Here is a 15,017-nt window from a genome sequence, read left to right on the forward strand (position 1 = left end):
TCGCTTCCCCCGGACTCTGTCCGGGATTAAGCGTGTCCAACACGCGGGGGCAAGGCCCGGACGCGAGTTCGACCTGGTCGATCTTGCCCGCCCAGTACGACTCGATCGCTCTCTTGAGTTCACGCCTCGGCCCTATACGTGGGGTGCCGAGGACTGTTGCCGAGAATGTCACGGTGTGTTTCTCCATGGGTGTGGCGAAAGTGGCCACCGCCCGACGGTGCGGCATCCCGCGGGAGCCCGGAGCGCACAAACTGCAGGGAACCACCACGCAAGGATGCTCGCCCAATCCACGAGGCGGAGTCCGCTGGGTACGGCGTACCCAACACAGTCGGCAGGTCTTCGGACTCGCAGGCACTCGGCGCACATCGGCCGAACCTAGTGACCGTCGCTTCCCAGGCGTTGCACCCAGTGCGTGTGACGGTGGTCGTTCCTGCTTACCGCTGCGGGACAGTTCCGGATTCTCACCGGATTCCCTCTCACTCGGAAGACACTTGCGTGGCTCCGAGCTTCGACGCTGACGGGGTCTTCGGGGCTCCTCGTGACCTCACCGGCGAACCAGCTGCAAGGTGAGTATATGCCGTGGTGGGGGCCGCATCTTCGCTGCAGATACCTCACAGGTTGCGAAGATCGCTGTGAAGTTTTGCAATATCGCCGCCACAGGCGTTGAGAGGTCGCACGTGCCGGTACGTTAAGCCAATGTTCTCCAAAGTCTTGGTTGCCAATCGTGGCGAGATTGCTATCCGCGCGTTCCGCGCTGCGTACGAACTACGCATCGGTACTGTCGCCGTCTTTCCGTACGAGGACCGCAACTCGGTCCATCGGCTGAAGGCGGACGAGAGTTATCAGATCGGTCAGGAAGGCCACCCGGTCCGGGCGTACCTCTCGATCGACGAGATCGTCTCGGCAGCGAAAAGTGCTGGGGCAGATGCCATCTACCCGGGCTACGGTTTCCTGTCGGAGAACCCGGACCTCGCGTCGGCGTGCGCTGCGGAGGGCATCACCTTCGTGGGTCCGTCAGCGGAGATTCTCGAACTCGCCGGTAACAAGGCGCGTGCGATCGCCGCGGCCAAAGCGGCCGGGCTGCCGGTGCTCGCATCGTCGGAGCCGTCGGCCAATGTCGACGAGTTGCTCGACGCCGCGAAGACCATGCAGTTTCCGCTGTTCGTCAAAGCGGTCGCCGGTGGTGGCGGACGCGGCATGCGTCGCGTCGCGGAACCGGGGTTGCTCAAGGAGTCGATCGAAGCCGCCGCACGCGAGGCGGAGTCGGCGTTCGGCGATGCGACGGTCTTCCTCGAGCAAGCGGTCATCGACCCTCGCCACATCGAGGTCCAGATCCTCGCCGATCAGCAGGGCAACGTCATCCATCTCTACGAGCGTGACTGCTCGGTGCAGCGTCGGCACCAGAAGGTCATCGAACTCGCGCCTGCGCCGAACCTGCCCGAGGAACTGCGCGACAAGATCTGCTCCGACGCAGTCGCCTTCGCGAAGGAGATCGGTTACACCTGTGCAGGCACGGTCGAGTTCCTCCTCGACAAACGTGGCAACCACGTCTTCATCGAGATGAACCCTCGTATTCAGGTCGAGCACACGGTGACCGAAGAGGTCACCGACGTCGACCTCGTGTCGTCGCAGTTGCGGATCGCGGCGGGGGAGAGCCTCGACGATCTCGGACTGAGCCAGGACAAGATCGTGTTGCGCGGCGCGGCCTTGCAGTGCCGCATCACCACCGAGGATCCGGCCAACGGCTTTCGACCCGACACCGGCCGCATCACCGCCTACCGCAGTCCGGGCGGTGCCGGGGTACGCCTGGATGGTGGGTCATCGCTCGGCGCGGAGGTCGGCGCCTACTTCGATTCGATGCTGGTCAAGCTCACGTGTCGCGGACGCGATTTCGAGACCGCGGTCGCGCGTGCGCGCCGAGCGGTGACCGAGTTCCGGATCCGTGGTGTCGCGACGAACATTCCGTTCCTGCAGGCCGTGCTCGAGGATCCCGATTTCCGAGCAGGCAACGTGACGACCTCGTTCATCGAGGAACGTCCGCAGCTGTTGACGCTGCGCAGTTCTGCCGACCGTGGCACCAAAATCTTGAACTACCTCGCCGACGTCACGGTGAACAAGCCGCACGGCGAACGTCCGTCGACGGTCTACCCGTTGGACAAGCTGCCCGATATCGACCTGTCGATTGCGCCGCCGGACGGCTCGCGCCAACGGTTGCTCGCGCTCGGGCCGGAGGGTTTCGCGAAGGCTCTGCGGGAGCAGAAAGCACTCGGCATCACCGACACGACGTTCCGTGACGCGCATCAGTCGTTGCTGGCGACCCGGGTACGGACGACCGGTCTGCTCGGCGTAGCGGGCCATGTCGCTCGGTTGACTCCGGAATTGCTGTCGATCGAAGCGTGGGGCGGTGCGACCTACGACGTCGGATTGCGGTTCCTGCACGAAAACCCGTGGGAGCGCCTCGCCGCTCTGCGTAAGGCGATCCCGAACATCTGCTTGCAGATGCTGCTGCGTGGTCGCAACACCGTCGGCTACACGCCGTATCCGGAGGCGGTGACACGTGCCTTCGTCTCCGAAGCGACAGCGACGGGCATCGACATCTTCCGGATCTTCGACGCACTCAACAACGTCGATCAGATGCGCCCTGCCATCGACGCGGTCCGTGAAACAGGCACTGCCGTAGCCGAAGTCGCGATGAGCTACACCGGCGACCTCGCGAATCCGAACGAGACGCTCTACACCCTCGACTACTACCTGCGCCTCGCCGAGCAGATCGTCGAGGCAGGCGCACACGTGCTCGCGGTCAAGGACATGGCCGGACTACTACGCGCACCCGCGGCCGCAACACTGGTGACAGCACTGCGGGAGAACTTCGATCTACCGGTCCACATCCACACCCACGACACCCCGGGTGGCCAGCTCGCGACCTACCTCGCCGCGTGGCAGGCCGGTGCGGACGCGGTCGACGGCGCGAGCGCGGCGATGGCCGGAACCACAAGCCAGCCCGCGCTGTCGGCGATCGTGGCAGCGTCGGCGCACACCGACCGCGACAGTGGCCTGGACCTGCAAGCGGTCTGCGATCTGGAGCCGTACTGGGAAGCGCTGCGCAAGGTCTACAAGCCGTTCGAGTCGGGTCTGCCTGCTCCGACCGGTCGCGTGTACACCCACGAGATTCCTGGCGGTCAGTTGTCGAACCTGCGGCAGCAGGCGATCGCACTCGGCTTGGGTGACAAGTTCGAAGAGGTCGAGGCGAAATACGCGGCGGCAGACCGTTTGCTCGGTCGGTTGATCAAGGTGACGCCGTCGTCGAAGGTGGTCGGTGACCTTGCGCTCTCGCTCGTCGGTAGCGGTGTCAGCGTCGACGAATTCGCGGCGGCTCCGAACAAGTTCGATATCCCGGATTCGGTGATCGGTTTCCTGCGTGGCGAACTCGGTACCCCTGCGGGTGGGTGGCCGGAGCCGTTCCGCACGAAGGCGCTCGAAGGTCGCAGCGAGGCAAAGCCGGTGACGCCGTTGACCGCAGAGGACGAGGCCGGACTGGACGGCACGTCGGCCGAACGGCAGGGAACTCTCAATCGGCTGCTGTTCCCCGGTCCCACGAAGGAATTCCTCGCCCACCGCGAAAAGTACGGCGACACCTCGGGACTGTCGGCCAACCAGTTCTTCTACGGTCTGCGCAGTGGCGAGGAACATCGCGTCACGTTGGAGCCAGGCGTCGTGCTGCTGATCGGCTTGGAAGCGATCTCGGAGCCGGACGAACGTGGCATGCGCACGGTGATGTGCATCATCAACGGTCAGCTGCGTCCGGTGTCGGTGCGTGATCGCTCGATCGCGGCCGAGGTTCCTGCCGCGGAGAAGGCCGACAAGTCGAACCCGGCTCACATCCCGGCACCGTTCGGCGGTGTCGTGACGTTGGCGATCAAGGTGGGCGACAAGATCACGGCCGGCGACACGATCGCGACCATCGAGGCTATGAAGATGGAGGCGGCGATCACGGCGCCGCGCAGCGGCGTGGTCAGCCGGGTGGCGATCGGGTCGGTGCAGCAGGTCGAGGGTGGCGATCTACTCGCGGAGATTTCGGTCGGCGAGGAGTCGAGCGCCGAATAGCCACGGCGAGAACGACAATCGAGTACATACCGACGTGACGCGCATCGTCGCGGGCAGCGCGGGTGGCAGGCGGCTGCAGGTGCCTCCTGCGGGTACGAGGCCGACCTCGGATCGAGTGCGTGAAGCGGTCTTCAGTGCGTTGTTCACCCGCCTCGATTTCGACGGGATCAATGCGCTCGACCTTTATGCGGGGTCGGGTGCGCTCGGTCTGGAGGCACTCTCGCGTGGAGCCGAACACGTGTTGCTCGTCGAATCCGATGCGCGTGCGGTCGCTGTCGTGAAGCGGAACATCGCGGAGGTCGGCCTGGCGGGTGCGGTGGTCAAGCACGCGTCCGTCGCAGCTGTTCTCGCGGGTTCGCCAGGACGTACCTACGACCTGGTGCTGTCCGATCCGCCGTATGCCGTCGCCGACGACGCCGTCACTGCCGACCTTCGGGCTCTTCGCGACGGCGGCTGGTTGGCGGACGGCGCACTCGTCGTCGTCGAACGCTCGTCTCGGTCACCCGATACGACGTGGCCGCCGGGTTTCGACGTCGTCAGGGTGCGCAAGTACGGCGAAACCAAGATCGAGCTTGCGACTTTCGAGCAGCCAGAACCAGCGGCTGCCGATCCTGCTACCGTCTGAATCCATGACAGGTGCGGTGTGCCCCGGCTCGTTCGACCCGGTGACCAATGGCCATCTCGACGTTATCGCCAGGGCCGCTGCGCAATTCGACGAAGTGATCGTGACCGTGTTGATCAACAAATCCAAGCAGGGTTTGTTCACGATCGACGAGCGGATCGAGATGCTTCGCGAGTCGACGGCACATCTGAGCGGGGTTCGGGTCGAATCGTGGCACGGCCTGCTCGTCGATTTCGCACGTGAGCAAGGTGTCAAGGCAATCATCAAGGGCCTGCGCGGCGCGAACGATTTCGACTACGAGATTCAAATGGCACAGATGAACCAGAAATTGACCGGGGTGGACACCCTGTTCATCGCCACCAATCCCACCTTCAGCTATCTGTCGAGTTCGCTGGTCAAAGAGGTCGCGACCTTCGGCGGCGATGTCTCCGACATGCTTCCTGCCGAGGTACACAAGCGTCTTTTGGCGCGGCTGGCCGAGCGCGCCACCAGCTGAACCGGAGCCGAACCGAAGCAGACTCGCGGAAATCGAGGCCAGCAGATAGCCCGACACACCGAGTCGGCAACGGCCGGGCAGGTGCCTCGACGGGCACACTGGGACGAGTAGTGGTCTCGTGGCGGTATTTCTCGCGCTGCGATGTCACTCCGACCGCAGTTGTTTCCATGTAGGACCTATCGGGCTGACGCTTGGAGATTGGGGTTTGTTGTGTACCGGGTATTCGAGGCGCTCGACGAGTTGGTCGCGATCGTCGAAGAAGCGCGCGGGATCCCTCCGACCCGCAGCTGTGTAGTTCTACGCGGCGACGTGCTGGATCTGCTCGACGACGTTCGTGAGGCATTGCCGGGAGAATTGGACGACGCACAGGACGTGCTCGACCACCGTGACAAGTTGGTCGGGGATGCGCGTGCTGCCGCCGATCACACGGTGACGAGCGCGAACACCGAAGCCGTCAACACCATCGATTCGGCGCGTGACAACGCCGACCGCATCCTTGCCGATGCGAAAGCACAGGCAGATCGGATGGTCGCCGAAGCAAGCTCGCACGCCGATCAGTTGGTCGCGGATGCGCACGCGCAGGCCGACCAGACCATTGCCAACGGCAAGCGCGAATACGAAAGCGTCACGGGCCGGGCTCGTGGCGAGGCGGATCGCATGATCGAAGCGGGCAAGGCGTCCTACGAGCTGTCGGTCGCCGACGGTCGCGCGGAGCAGGAACGCTTGATCGCAGCCTCGGAGGTCGCACAGGCAGCGCACGCCGAGTCGGCACGGGTCATCGACGCCGCCCACGCGGAATCGGATCGACTGCGCGCGGAGTGCGATCTGTACGTCGACACCAAGCTCGCGGAGTTCGAGGAACTCCTCAATGGCACGATCCGTTCCGTTGGTAGAGGTCGTCAGCAGCTTCGCACCGGCGCGGGCGTGCCCGACTACGCCTCCGATTACGTGCCCGAGTACGCACAGAGCAGGCGGGGCGAGCGGCGCTGAGCTAGGCGCTTACCTAGGGGGCCTCAGCACCAGCGGTTTGGAGTCGTGCGCGCCCTCCCGTACCCTGGGGTGGTTGCCCAAGCCCTGATCCCGCTCTCATCGCAGATCTCATCGCATACGGAGTCCTTGCATGTCCGCTCGTACCGGTAGTCAGCGTCGTCGTTTGACCGACGCCGACTTTGTGCTGGATACCCGGACACTTGGACGCCGAGCAGGGTCCATGCGTGAGGTGACGCGCACGGTTGTCACCCCGGTGCGGATCGGCCTCGATCTCATTGCGATCGAGGAGGGTGCAGAGGTCGATCTGAATCTGCGCCTCGAGGCCGTCTCGGAGGGTGTGCTGATCACCGGCACACTCGGTGCAGATCTGGTCGGGGAGTGCTCGCGTTGCCTCGAGCCGTTCGACGACGAGATTCAACTCCACCTGACCGAGCTGTTCGCATATCCGGACAGCACGACAGAGCGGACGACAGAAGAAGACGAGATCTACCGGGTCGTCGACGATCATGTCGACCTGGAGCCCGTTGTGATCGATGCGGTCGGTTTGGCGTTGCCGCTGCAGCCGTTGTGCAGTCCCGATTGTCAGGGACTGTGCTCCGAATGTGGTGTTCGCCTGGCGATTGCCGGATCCGACCACGGGCATGAGATACTGGATCCTCGCTGGGCTGGGCTCGCTGCCAAGCAAGTACAAGGCGCAGGATCCGCCAGCAATCAGACTGTGAAACAAGAAGCCGAGGAGATTTAGTCGTGGCCGTTCCCAAGCGCCGGATGTCGCGTTCCAACACCAGGTCGCGCCGCAGCCAGTGGAAGACCACTGTGCCTACCCTCATCACATGCCCGAACCGTGGCTGTGGCGAGAAGACGCTGCCCCACACCGCGTGCCCGAATTGCGGCACGTACAAGGGCCGTCAGGTCACTGCGGCTGTCTAGTCCTCGACACGAGATACTGGTGACGAGCGACAAGAGTCCTGTAGGCCCAGCCGGCTCTGTCGGCACTTCCAACGGTGACGGCTCCGCAGCAGATACCACCAAGGCCAGAGCGAACGAGCACGATGTGCTCATCGCGGCGCTTGGTGTGTCGCTCGAGCCCGAACTGTTGACTTTGGCATTGACCCATCGGTCCTATGCTTACGAAAACGGCGGGTTGCCTACCAACGAGCGCCTCGAGTTTCTCGGCGATTCCGTTCTGGGTCTCAGCGTCACCGAGAAGCTCTACCTCGCACACCCCGAGAAGTCCGAAGGTGAGCTCGCAAAGCTGCGTGCGAGCATCGTCAACATGCACGCACTCGCCGAAGTTGCTCGCGGGCTCGGTGAGGGCGGTCTCGGTCGCCATCTGCTGCTCGGCAAAGGCGAAGAGCTGACGGGTGGACGCGACAAGCCGAGCATCCTCGCCGACGGCATGGAGTCGCTGCTCGGTGCGGTCCACCTCGAACACGGCATCGATACCGCACGCGACGTCGTCCTCGACCTGTTCCGCGGTCTGCTCGAGCGCGCTCCTCGGATCGGTGCGGGTCTCGACTGGAAGACCAGCCTGCAAGAGTTGACGGCCGAACAGGGCCAGGGTCCACCGTCGTACGAAATCACCTCGACCGGCCCTGATCACGACAAAGAATTCACCGCCACGGTCATCGTCGGCGGGAACGCTCTCGGCACCGGCATCGGTCGATCGAAGAAGGAAGCCGAGCAGAAGGCCGCTAGCTCAGCGTGGGCGGCACTGTCGCCCGACGAGAAGTAGCCAAGCGCAACCGTGCCGGAACTTCCCGAGGTCGAGGTCGTTCGTCGAGGGCTCGCGGCACATGTTGTCGGTGCGTCCATCGAAGCAGTCGAAGTCCTGCACCCGCGCGCGATTCGCCGCCATTTCACGGGCGAGAACGACCTGGTCGGACGCCTCACCGGGCAGCAGATCGTCAGTGCCGATCGGCGCGGCAAGTTTCTCTGGCTGACCTTGGAAGATTCCGGCGACGCCCTCGTCGTGCACCTCGGTATGAGTGGCCAGATGTTGGTGCAGCCGCCCGACGCCCCGGTCGAGAAGCATGCCCGCATCATCGCGGTCCTCGATACCGGTCGCGAGTTGCGTTTCGTCGACCAGCGAACCTTCGGAGGTTGGGCACTCGCGCCGCTGCTGGAAGTCGACGGCACCGTCGTACCGGAACCGGTCGCGCATATCGCGCGTGATCCACTCGACTCCTTCTTCGACGCAGAGAATGTCGTCAGCATCCTTCGCGGCAAGCACACCGAGATCAAACGTGCGCTGCTCGACCAGACCGTCGTGTCGGGCGTCGGGAACATCTATGCCGACGAAGCATTGTGGCGCGCCAAGATTCACGGCAATCGGCTCACCGACAAATTGACCCGCCCGCAATTGCGAAGCCTGCTGAACCACGTCGGATCGGTGATGGGAGAGGCACTTACGAAGGGCGGCACGTCGTTCGATTCGCTCTATGTGAACGTCAACGGCCAATCCGGGTACTTCGAACGCTCCTTGGCCGCCTACGGTCGTGAGGACCGGCCGTGCCGTCGCTGCGGCGCACCCATTCGCCGCGAGAAGTTCATGAATCGCTCGTCCTTCTCGTGCCCGAAATGTCAGCCGCGCCCACGACTGTAGAAGTCGCGAAATATCTTCTCCGACGGCTCCCCGCGCAGGCTACGGTGCATAGGAAGCTTCGAACTGGGAGTGTTCGTTAAGGAGGGTCGGTGCGAAAGCTCACGTACTACGTTGCCTCGACGATCGACGGATTCATCGCCGCCGCGGACGGTACCGTCGACTTCTTTCCGGTCGGAGGTGATCACGGTCCGGCGATCACTGCGCAGTATCCGGAGACGCTGCCGGCACGAGTGCGCGAAGCCCTCGGTATCGACGCGACGAACGACACCTTCGACACCGTTCTGATGGGGCGCAAGACTCACGACTTCGGGGTCAAGACCGGCACCTCCAGTCCGTACGCACATCTACGGCAGTACGTCGTGTCGACGACGTTGACCGAGAGTCCGGATCCCGCAATCGAATTGGTGAAGACGGACGCGTTGGAGACGGTGCGTGCCCTGAAGAAGGAGATGGGTCTCGGAATCTGGTTGTGCGGTGGTGGCGAACTTGCGCACCACCTACTGCCCGAGATCGACCAGATCTATCTCAAGCTCTATCCGATCGTGCTCGGTGCTGGTCGGCCGCTGTTCGGTACCGGCGGTCGCTCGGTCGAACCCCTCACCTTTCGTGTGACGTCCAGTCGTGTATTCAACGACGGCGTCGCATTTGTGAAGTACAGCAAGCACTATTGACCGCGAACGCCGCGGCGCAACTCGTCGAGCCACGCCGCCGACGACGCGTCACTCGGCGCGCGCCAATCACCCCGGGGCGAAAGCGAGCCGCCGGAACCGACTTTCGGGCCGTTCGGCATCGCGGAGCGTTTGAACTGATTGCGCATGAAGCGATCAAGGAAGACCGTCAACCATCCTTCGATCGTCGCGAGGTCGTATTCGTGCCGACCGTCGGGCGGAATCAGATCGGACCAGTCGCCGCGGGTGCGGTCGCGCCATGCAACGTGCGCGAGGTAGGCGATCTTGCTCGGCCGATATCCGAACCGGGTGAGGTAGTAGAGAAAGAAGTCGTGCAGTTCGTACGGACCGATCGCGGCTTCGGTGTCCTGCGCCTGACCGTCGGCGCCTGCGGGAACGAGTTCCGGTGAGATGACGTCGTCGAGGATGGCGCCGAGCACAACCGACGTCTCGTCGGAGTACCTGTCCGACTTGATCATCCAGCGCACGAGATGTCGGATCAGCGTTTTGGGAACCGAGCCGTTGACGTTGTAGTGCGACATCTGATCGCCGACGCCGTAGGTGCACCACCCGAGAGCGAGTTCACTGAGATCACCGGTTCCGAGCACGATCGCGCTCTGTTGGTTCGCGAGGCGAAACAGGTGCGACGTACGCTCGCCGGCCTGGACATTTTCGAAGGTCACGTCGTACACCTGCTCGCCGCGGGCGTACGGGTGGTCGAGATCCTTCAGCATCTGTAGGCACGACGGTCTGATGTCGATCTCGGCCGCTGCTACGCCGAGAGCTCGCATGAGGTCGTGCGCGCGTCCGAGCGATGCCGACCCCGTTGCGAAACCGGGCATCGTGTAGCCGAGGACGTTGGTGCGTGGCAGAGCGAGTCGGTCCATCGTCTCGACGGCCACGAGCAACGCGAGCGTCGAGTCGAGGCCTCCCGACACTCCGATGACGATGCGATCGATGCCGGAACTGCGCAGCCGCTTGGTCAGGCCCTGCACCTGGATGCTCTCCACCTCGCGGCACAATGCGTCGCGATCGGCGGAATCACTTGGCACGTAGGGAAAGCGGGGGACCGCGCGGCGGAGTTCGACGGACTCGTCCGGGTGCGTATTTTCGGCGGGGACATCGAAAGGTATGCGCCGCAACGCCCGTGCGCGATCGGAGAAGTCGCCGACCTGATCCTGAAAACTGGTCGTGCGCATACGTTCTTGACGAAGTCGATCGAGGTCGATGTCGGCGAAAACGAGTTGCTCGTCGGTCGCGAACCGTTCGGAGCGGGCAAGCAGTGTGCCGTTCTCGGTGACGAGTGCGTCGCCGTCCCACGCCAGGTCGGTCGTGGACTCACCGAATCCCGCACTCACATACAGGTGGGCGGCGATGCAGCGAGCGGAATGCGCCGTGCACAACGCACGTCGGTAGTCGGCCTTGCCAGTGGTGATATTGCTTGCGGACAGGTTCGCGAGGACGGTTGCGCCACCGAGTGCCGCCCAGGTGCTCGGCGGAATCGGCACCCAAAGGTCTTCGCACACTTCGACATGCAGTGTGAAGCCGGCAATGCCACGTGCCTCGAACAACAGGTCGGTGCCGAAAGGAACGTCGCTACCGAGAAGCCGTACGGTGTCGGTCACGATGTCGCGCGCTGCGGCAAAGTACCGCTGCTCGTAGAACTCTCGGTAGTTGGGGAGATACGACTTCGGAACGACGCCCAGTATCCGGCCGTCCTGCAGCACGACCGCACAGTTGAACAGGCTCGCGCCGAAAGCAAGTGGTGCCCCGACCGCTACCACGATCGACAATCCGCGGGTCGCCGACCGAACCGATTCGAGCGCATCGAGGCTCGCGTCGAGCAATGCGTCCTGCTGGACCAGGTCGTCGATGCTGTACGCGGAAAGTCCGAGTTCGGGAAACGCGACGAAGGCCGCGCCACCGGCAGCCGCGCGGCGCACGAGCGCGTTGGTCTGGTCGGCACTGAACCGTGGATCGGCTACTCGAACGGACGGCACAGCGACCGCGACAGTTGCGAACCCATGCGAGTACGGCGAATCGAATGTGGTGGTTTCCGACGTCACGCCCGAACGGTAACACCGGCGTCAGCCCGACCCCGGGCAACGTGATGTCGGTCGATCCGCCAGGATGGGTTCATGGATCCGATCGAAGCGCTGCGGGAGGTCGCGTTCTGGCTCGAGCGATCGCGAGCCGAGACGCATCGAGTCAAGGCCTACCGTCGAGCCGCCGACATCGTCTCCGACCTCACCGATGCGCAGCGTGTCCTGCACGCGAAAGCGAACACGTGGACCAACCTGCCTGGGATCGGACCGAAGACCGCAAAGGTCATCAGCGAGGCCGCGGCAGGTGGCGAACCGGTGTATCTCACGGAATTGAAAAGTCAGGCTGCCGAGATCGGCACCGGCGGGCGAGAACTGCTCGCCGCGCTGCGCGGCGACCTGCACACGCACTCGGATTGGTCGGACGGTGGCAGCCCGATCGATGAAATGATGCGCCGCGCAGCAACTCTCGGTCACGAATACTGTGCGCTGACCGACCATTCGCCGCGCCTGACCGTCGCGAACGGGTTGTCCGCCGAGCGGTTGCGAAGTCAATTGGACATCATCGCCGAGCTGAATGCCGAGCTTGCCCCGTTCCGCATCCTCACCGGTATCGAGGTCGACATCCTCGACGACGGTGGCCTGGATCAGGACGCTGATCTGTTGGCCGAACTCGACATCGTCGTTGCGAGCGTGCACTCGAACCTGCGCGCGGATTCCGACACCATGACACGTCGAATGGTCTACGCGATCGCCAATCCGAACGTCGACGTGCTCGGCCATTGCACGGGTCGTCTCGTCGAAGGTGGACGTGGAACTCGTCCGGAGTCGAAGTTCAACGCCGAGGTGGTCTTCGAGGCGTGCCGACGTTTCGGAACGGCCGTCGAGATCAACAGCAGGCCCGAGCGCCGCGACCCACCACGACGACTCATCGAGATGGCTCTCGAAACGGGCTGCCACTTCTCGATCGATACCGACGCGCACGCGCCAGGTCAGCTGGACTGGCAGGGATATGGTTGCGAGCGCGCGGAGGCGTGCGACGTGCCTGCGGACCGTGTGATCAACACGTGGGAAGTCGACGAGCTACTCGATTGGACAAGGCAGCCGGGCTGACCGATCTGGTCGTAGACGTCTCGCCTCGGTGTGAAAATTCCCACCTTCACTTGCTGCCAGCCGCGCGGGCACCTACGTTGGCTCGTATCGCAGGAGTGAGCGACGTCGAGGTTCTCACGTAGTCAAGGTCTATCGAATATTCCGAAAGACCAAAGGGCACAGGAGAATCGAGTGAAGAACCATATTGTCGTCGGCGCCTCCGGATTTCTCGGTCGCCGCGTTCTGCGCGCATTGCTTCAGGCCGACTCCGATGCCGTCGTCCATGTGCTCGTCAACCCGCGCGAGCGTGCCGAACTCGCCAGTTCGACAGCGGAATGGCCTGAGGCCGAACGCATTCTCGCGCTGACGGGCGACCTGACCGCCGCGGATTTCGGTATGGACATCGATCCGCCCAAGGTGCGAAACATCGTCCACATCGGTCCCGCACACCGAGCCGGACGAGGCAACACCGATGCCCACGCGGCAGACACTGCGGCCGTGATCGCACTTGCACAGCGCTGCGGCGCGATGTTGCATCACGTGTCCTCGGTTGCTGTCGCAGGCGATCACCGCGGGTCCTTCGACGAAGCCGATCTCGATCTGGGACAAAGCTTTCCGACACGAACCCACCGTGCGTTCTTTGCCGCTGAACAACAGATTCGGACGAGTCCCGGCCTTGCCTGGCGGATCTACCGACCCGGGATCGTCATCGGCGATTCCGAGAGCGGCGAGATCGACAAGGTCGACGGTCCGTACTCGTTTTTCACTGCACTGTCCCGATTGGCGCAACTGCCGTCTCCGATGCCGATCGCCCTGCCGAACATCGGGTCGACGAACATCGTCCCTGTCGACTATGTCGCCCGAGCCGTCGCGGCGCTCGTGTCCGCAGACGGCCGAAGCAAGCAGACGTTCCACCTCGTCAACCCGAAACCCCAACCGCTCCATGAGGTTTACGCCGCTTTCGCGACCGCTGCCGGAGCTCCCAGCGCAGTCGTACCCGTGCCAGGGGTGCGAGCGCCGCTGGCCCGGATGGGTGCCGTTCCCGGAGTGCGAGCAATCCGCGACTTCACGATGGCTCGGTTCGGAATACCAAGTGCCGCAATAGATCGTGTGCTCGTCGACGCGAGGCTAGGATCCACGTTCACTAGATCGGCGCTGCGCTTCGATCGCAGCATCACCGTCCCCGAACTGTCGACCTACGCCGGCAAGATCTGGCGCTACTGGGCTGACGACCTCGACCCGGCTCGTCTGCGACGGGTCTCCGGCCCCGACGGCTTCCGCGGCCGCGTCGTGCTGATGACAGGTGCGTCGTCGGGCATCGGACTTGCCTCGTCGCATGCGCTCGCTCGGCGTGGTGCAACGGTGCTGATGGTTGCCCGAGGTGCCGAGGATCTGGACGCCGCGGTGGCTGCGATTCGCGCCGACGGTGGCGACTCGCACGGCTACGTCTGCGACATCACCGATCCCGAAGCCGTCGCGATGCTGGTCAAGAACGTGCTGAACGATCACGGTCGGGTCGACTACCTGGTGAACAATGCAGGCCGGTCCATTCGACGGTCTGTGATCAGTTCGACCGAGCGGATGCACGACTTCGAGCGAACGATGGCTGTGAACTACTTCGGGGCCGTGCGCCTTGTCCTTGCGCTGTTGCCATCGATGCGCGAACGCGGCTTCGGCCACGTCGTGAACATCTCGTCGATAGGCGTGCAAACCAAGGCGCCACTGTTCTCCGCCTACGTCGCGAGCAAGTCGGCGCTCGACGCATTCGCCACGATCGCCGCGGCCGAAAACCTCGATGCGGGAATTACTTTCACCTCCATTCGGATGCCGCTCGTTCGCACACCGATGATCGCGCCCACCGCCGCGTACTCGTCGTTGCCGGTCGACAGTCCGGAGAGTGCCGCCGAGCGAGTCGTGCGTGCCCTCGTCGATCGTCCGGACCGGATCGACACCCCCGTCGGGACCGTCGCCGATTACGTCGGCTTGTTGGCGCCGGACCTCAAGCGATTCGTCCTGCATCAGGTGTACAAGGCATTTCCCGAGTCGTCGGCCGCGAAGGGCAGCGGGGACAAGGCTCCCGTGGTGAAGGAGCAAACCCGGACCGAGGCGAAGTCCGTGACGCAGACGCTGCTGGCGCCGCTGATGGCCTTACCCACACCGGGAGTCGGTTTCACCCGCAGGGTGCCGGGTCTGTACTGGTAGGGCGCTCCGCGCCTCGTTAGTCTTTTCGGTGGTTCGGCCCTCCGAAAAGACTCACGAGTAGTAGGTGAAATTGTGGTGTTGTGCAGGTACTTTGCGTCGAAAGTGTGTCGGTGGGTGCCGCTACGATTAGCACATGCTTACTGCTTATCTGCTTAAGTGGACCTATGCTGGTCAGGTGGATTTCGTAGACGACGGC

General features: G+C 63.7%; 13 protein-coding genes and 1 riboswitch. Of the genes, 11 read left to right on the forward strand and 2 right to left on the reverse strand.

Annotated elements, in window-relative coordinates; all coding sequences use genetic code 11:
* The coding region (locus ACHIRB_RS00005; protein ID WP_395127581.1) for a hypothetical protein at positions 1-187 on the reverse strand (187 nt) is incomplete at its 3' end.
* A 126-nt stretch (positions 188-313) separates the two neighbouring features.
* A riboswitch (cobalamin riboswitch) is annotated at positions 314-528 on the reverse strand.
* A gap of 168 nt (positions 529-696) precedes the next feature.
* Here ACHIRB_RS00005 and ACHIRB_RS00010 point away from each other — a divergent pair.
* The 9 genes from ACHIRB_RS00010 to ACHIRB_RS00050 all read left to right on the forward strand — a co-directional run bounded on the left by ACHIRB_RS00010 (position 697) and on the right by ACHIRB_RS00050 (position 9,488).
* Entirely contained in the window at positions 697-4,104 is a 3,408-nt protein-coding gene (locus ACHIRB_RS00010) for a pyruvate carboxylase (RefSeq protein ID WP_395126435.1), read from the forward strand.
* A gap of 34 nt (positions 4,105-4,138) precedes the next feature.
* Complete coding sequence (gene rsmD, locus ACHIRB_RS00015) at positions 4,139-4,729, forward strand: 16S rRNA (guanine(966)-N(2))-methyltransferase RsmD (RefSeq protein ID WP_395118077.1); 591 nt, start codon at positions 4,139-4,141, stop codon at positions 4,727-4,729.
* A 4-nt stretch (positions 4,730-4,733) separates the two neighbouring features.
* A complete protein-coding gene (gene coaD, locus ACHIRB_RS00020; RefSeq protein ID WP_395118079.1) occupies positions 4,734-5,222 on the forward strand; it encodes a pantetheine-phosphate adenylyltransferase in 489 nt (162 codons plus the stop codon).
* Between the two features lie 210 nt (positions 5,223-5,432).
* Positions 5,433-6,212, forward strand: coding sequence for a DivIVA domain-containing protein (locus tag ACHIRB_RS00025; protein WP_395127582.1), 780 nt, complete (start codon positions 5,433-5,435; stop codon positions 6,210-6,212).
* Between the two features lie 130 nt (positions 6,213-6,342).
* Positions 6,343-6,957, forward strand: coding sequence for a YceD family protein (locus ACHIRB_RS00030; RefSeq protein WP_395126432.1), 615 nt, complete (start codon positions 6,343-6,345; stop codon positions 6,955-6,957).
* A 2-nt stretch (positions 6,958-6,959) separates the two neighbouring features.
* Positions 6,960-7,142, forward strand: a complete 183-nt coding sequence (rpmF, locus tag ACHIRB_RS00035) for a 50S ribosomal protein L32 (protein WP_199682012.1) — start codon at positions 6,960-6,962, stop codon at positions 7,140-7,142.
* Positions 7,143-7,266: 124 nt separating this feature from the next.
* Positions 7,267-7,947, forward strand: coding sequence for a ribonuclease III (rnc, locus tag ACHIRB_RS00040; protein ID WP_307829877.1), 681 nt, complete (start codon positions 7,267-7,269; stop codon positions 7,945-7,947).
* 12 nt (positions 7,948-7,959) lie between these two features.
* Complete coding sequence (gene mutM, locus ACHIRB_RS00045; RefSeq protein ID WP_395118084.1) at positions 7,960-8,817, forward strand: bifunctional DNA-formamidopyrimidine glycosylase/DNA-(apurinic or apyrimidinic site) lyase; 858 nt, start codon at positions 7,960-7,962, stop codon at positions 8,815-8,817.
* Between the two features lie 89 nt (positions 8,818-8,906).
* Positions 8,907-9,488 carry a dihydrofolate reductase family protein gene (locus ACHIRB_RS00050; protein WP_395118086.1) on the forward strand — a complete coding sequence of 194 codons (582 nt, stop codon included), beginning with the start codon at positions 8,907-8,909 and terminating at the stop codon, positions 9,486-9,488.
* Here ACHIRB_RS00050 and ACHIRB_RS00055 read toward each other — a convergent pair.
* Complete coding sequence (locus tag ACHIRB_RS00055; protein WP_395126430.1) at positions 9,482-11,551, reverse strand: NAD(+) synthase; 2,070 nt, start codon at positions 11,549-11,551, stop codon at positions 9,482-9,484. The two genes, ACHIRB_RS00050 and ACHIRB_RS00055, sit on opposite strands and share 7 nt — an antisense overlap.
* 72 nt (positions 11,552-11,623) lie before the next feature.
* Here ACHIRB_RS00055 and ACHIRB_RS00060 point away from each other — a divergent pair, with 72 nt between their 5' ends.
* Both ACHIRB_RS00060 and ACHIRB_RS00065 read left to right on the forward strand, forming a co-directional pair.
* Positions 11,624-12,640, forward strand: coding sequence for a PHP domain-containing protein (locus ACHIRB_RS00060; RefSeq protein ID WP_395118090.1), 1,017 nt, complete (start codon positions 11,624-11,626; stop codon positions 12,638-12,640).
* Positions 12,641-12,811: 171 nt separating this feature from the next.
* On the forward strand, positions 12,812-14,821 hold the full coding sequence (locus tag ACHIRB_RS00065) for an SDR family oxidoreductase (RefSeq protein ID WP_395126428.1): 2,010 nt from the start codon (positions 12,812-12,814) through the stop codon (positions 14,819-14,821).
* Positions 14,822-15,017 lie beyond the last annotated feature (196 nt).

Source organism: Antrihabitans spumae (assembly GCF_043944905.1).
In the GTDB taxonomy this organism is placed as follows: domain Bacteria; phylum Actinomycetota; class Actinomycetes; order Mycobacteriales; family Mycobacteriaceae; genus Antrihabitans; species Antrihabitans spumae.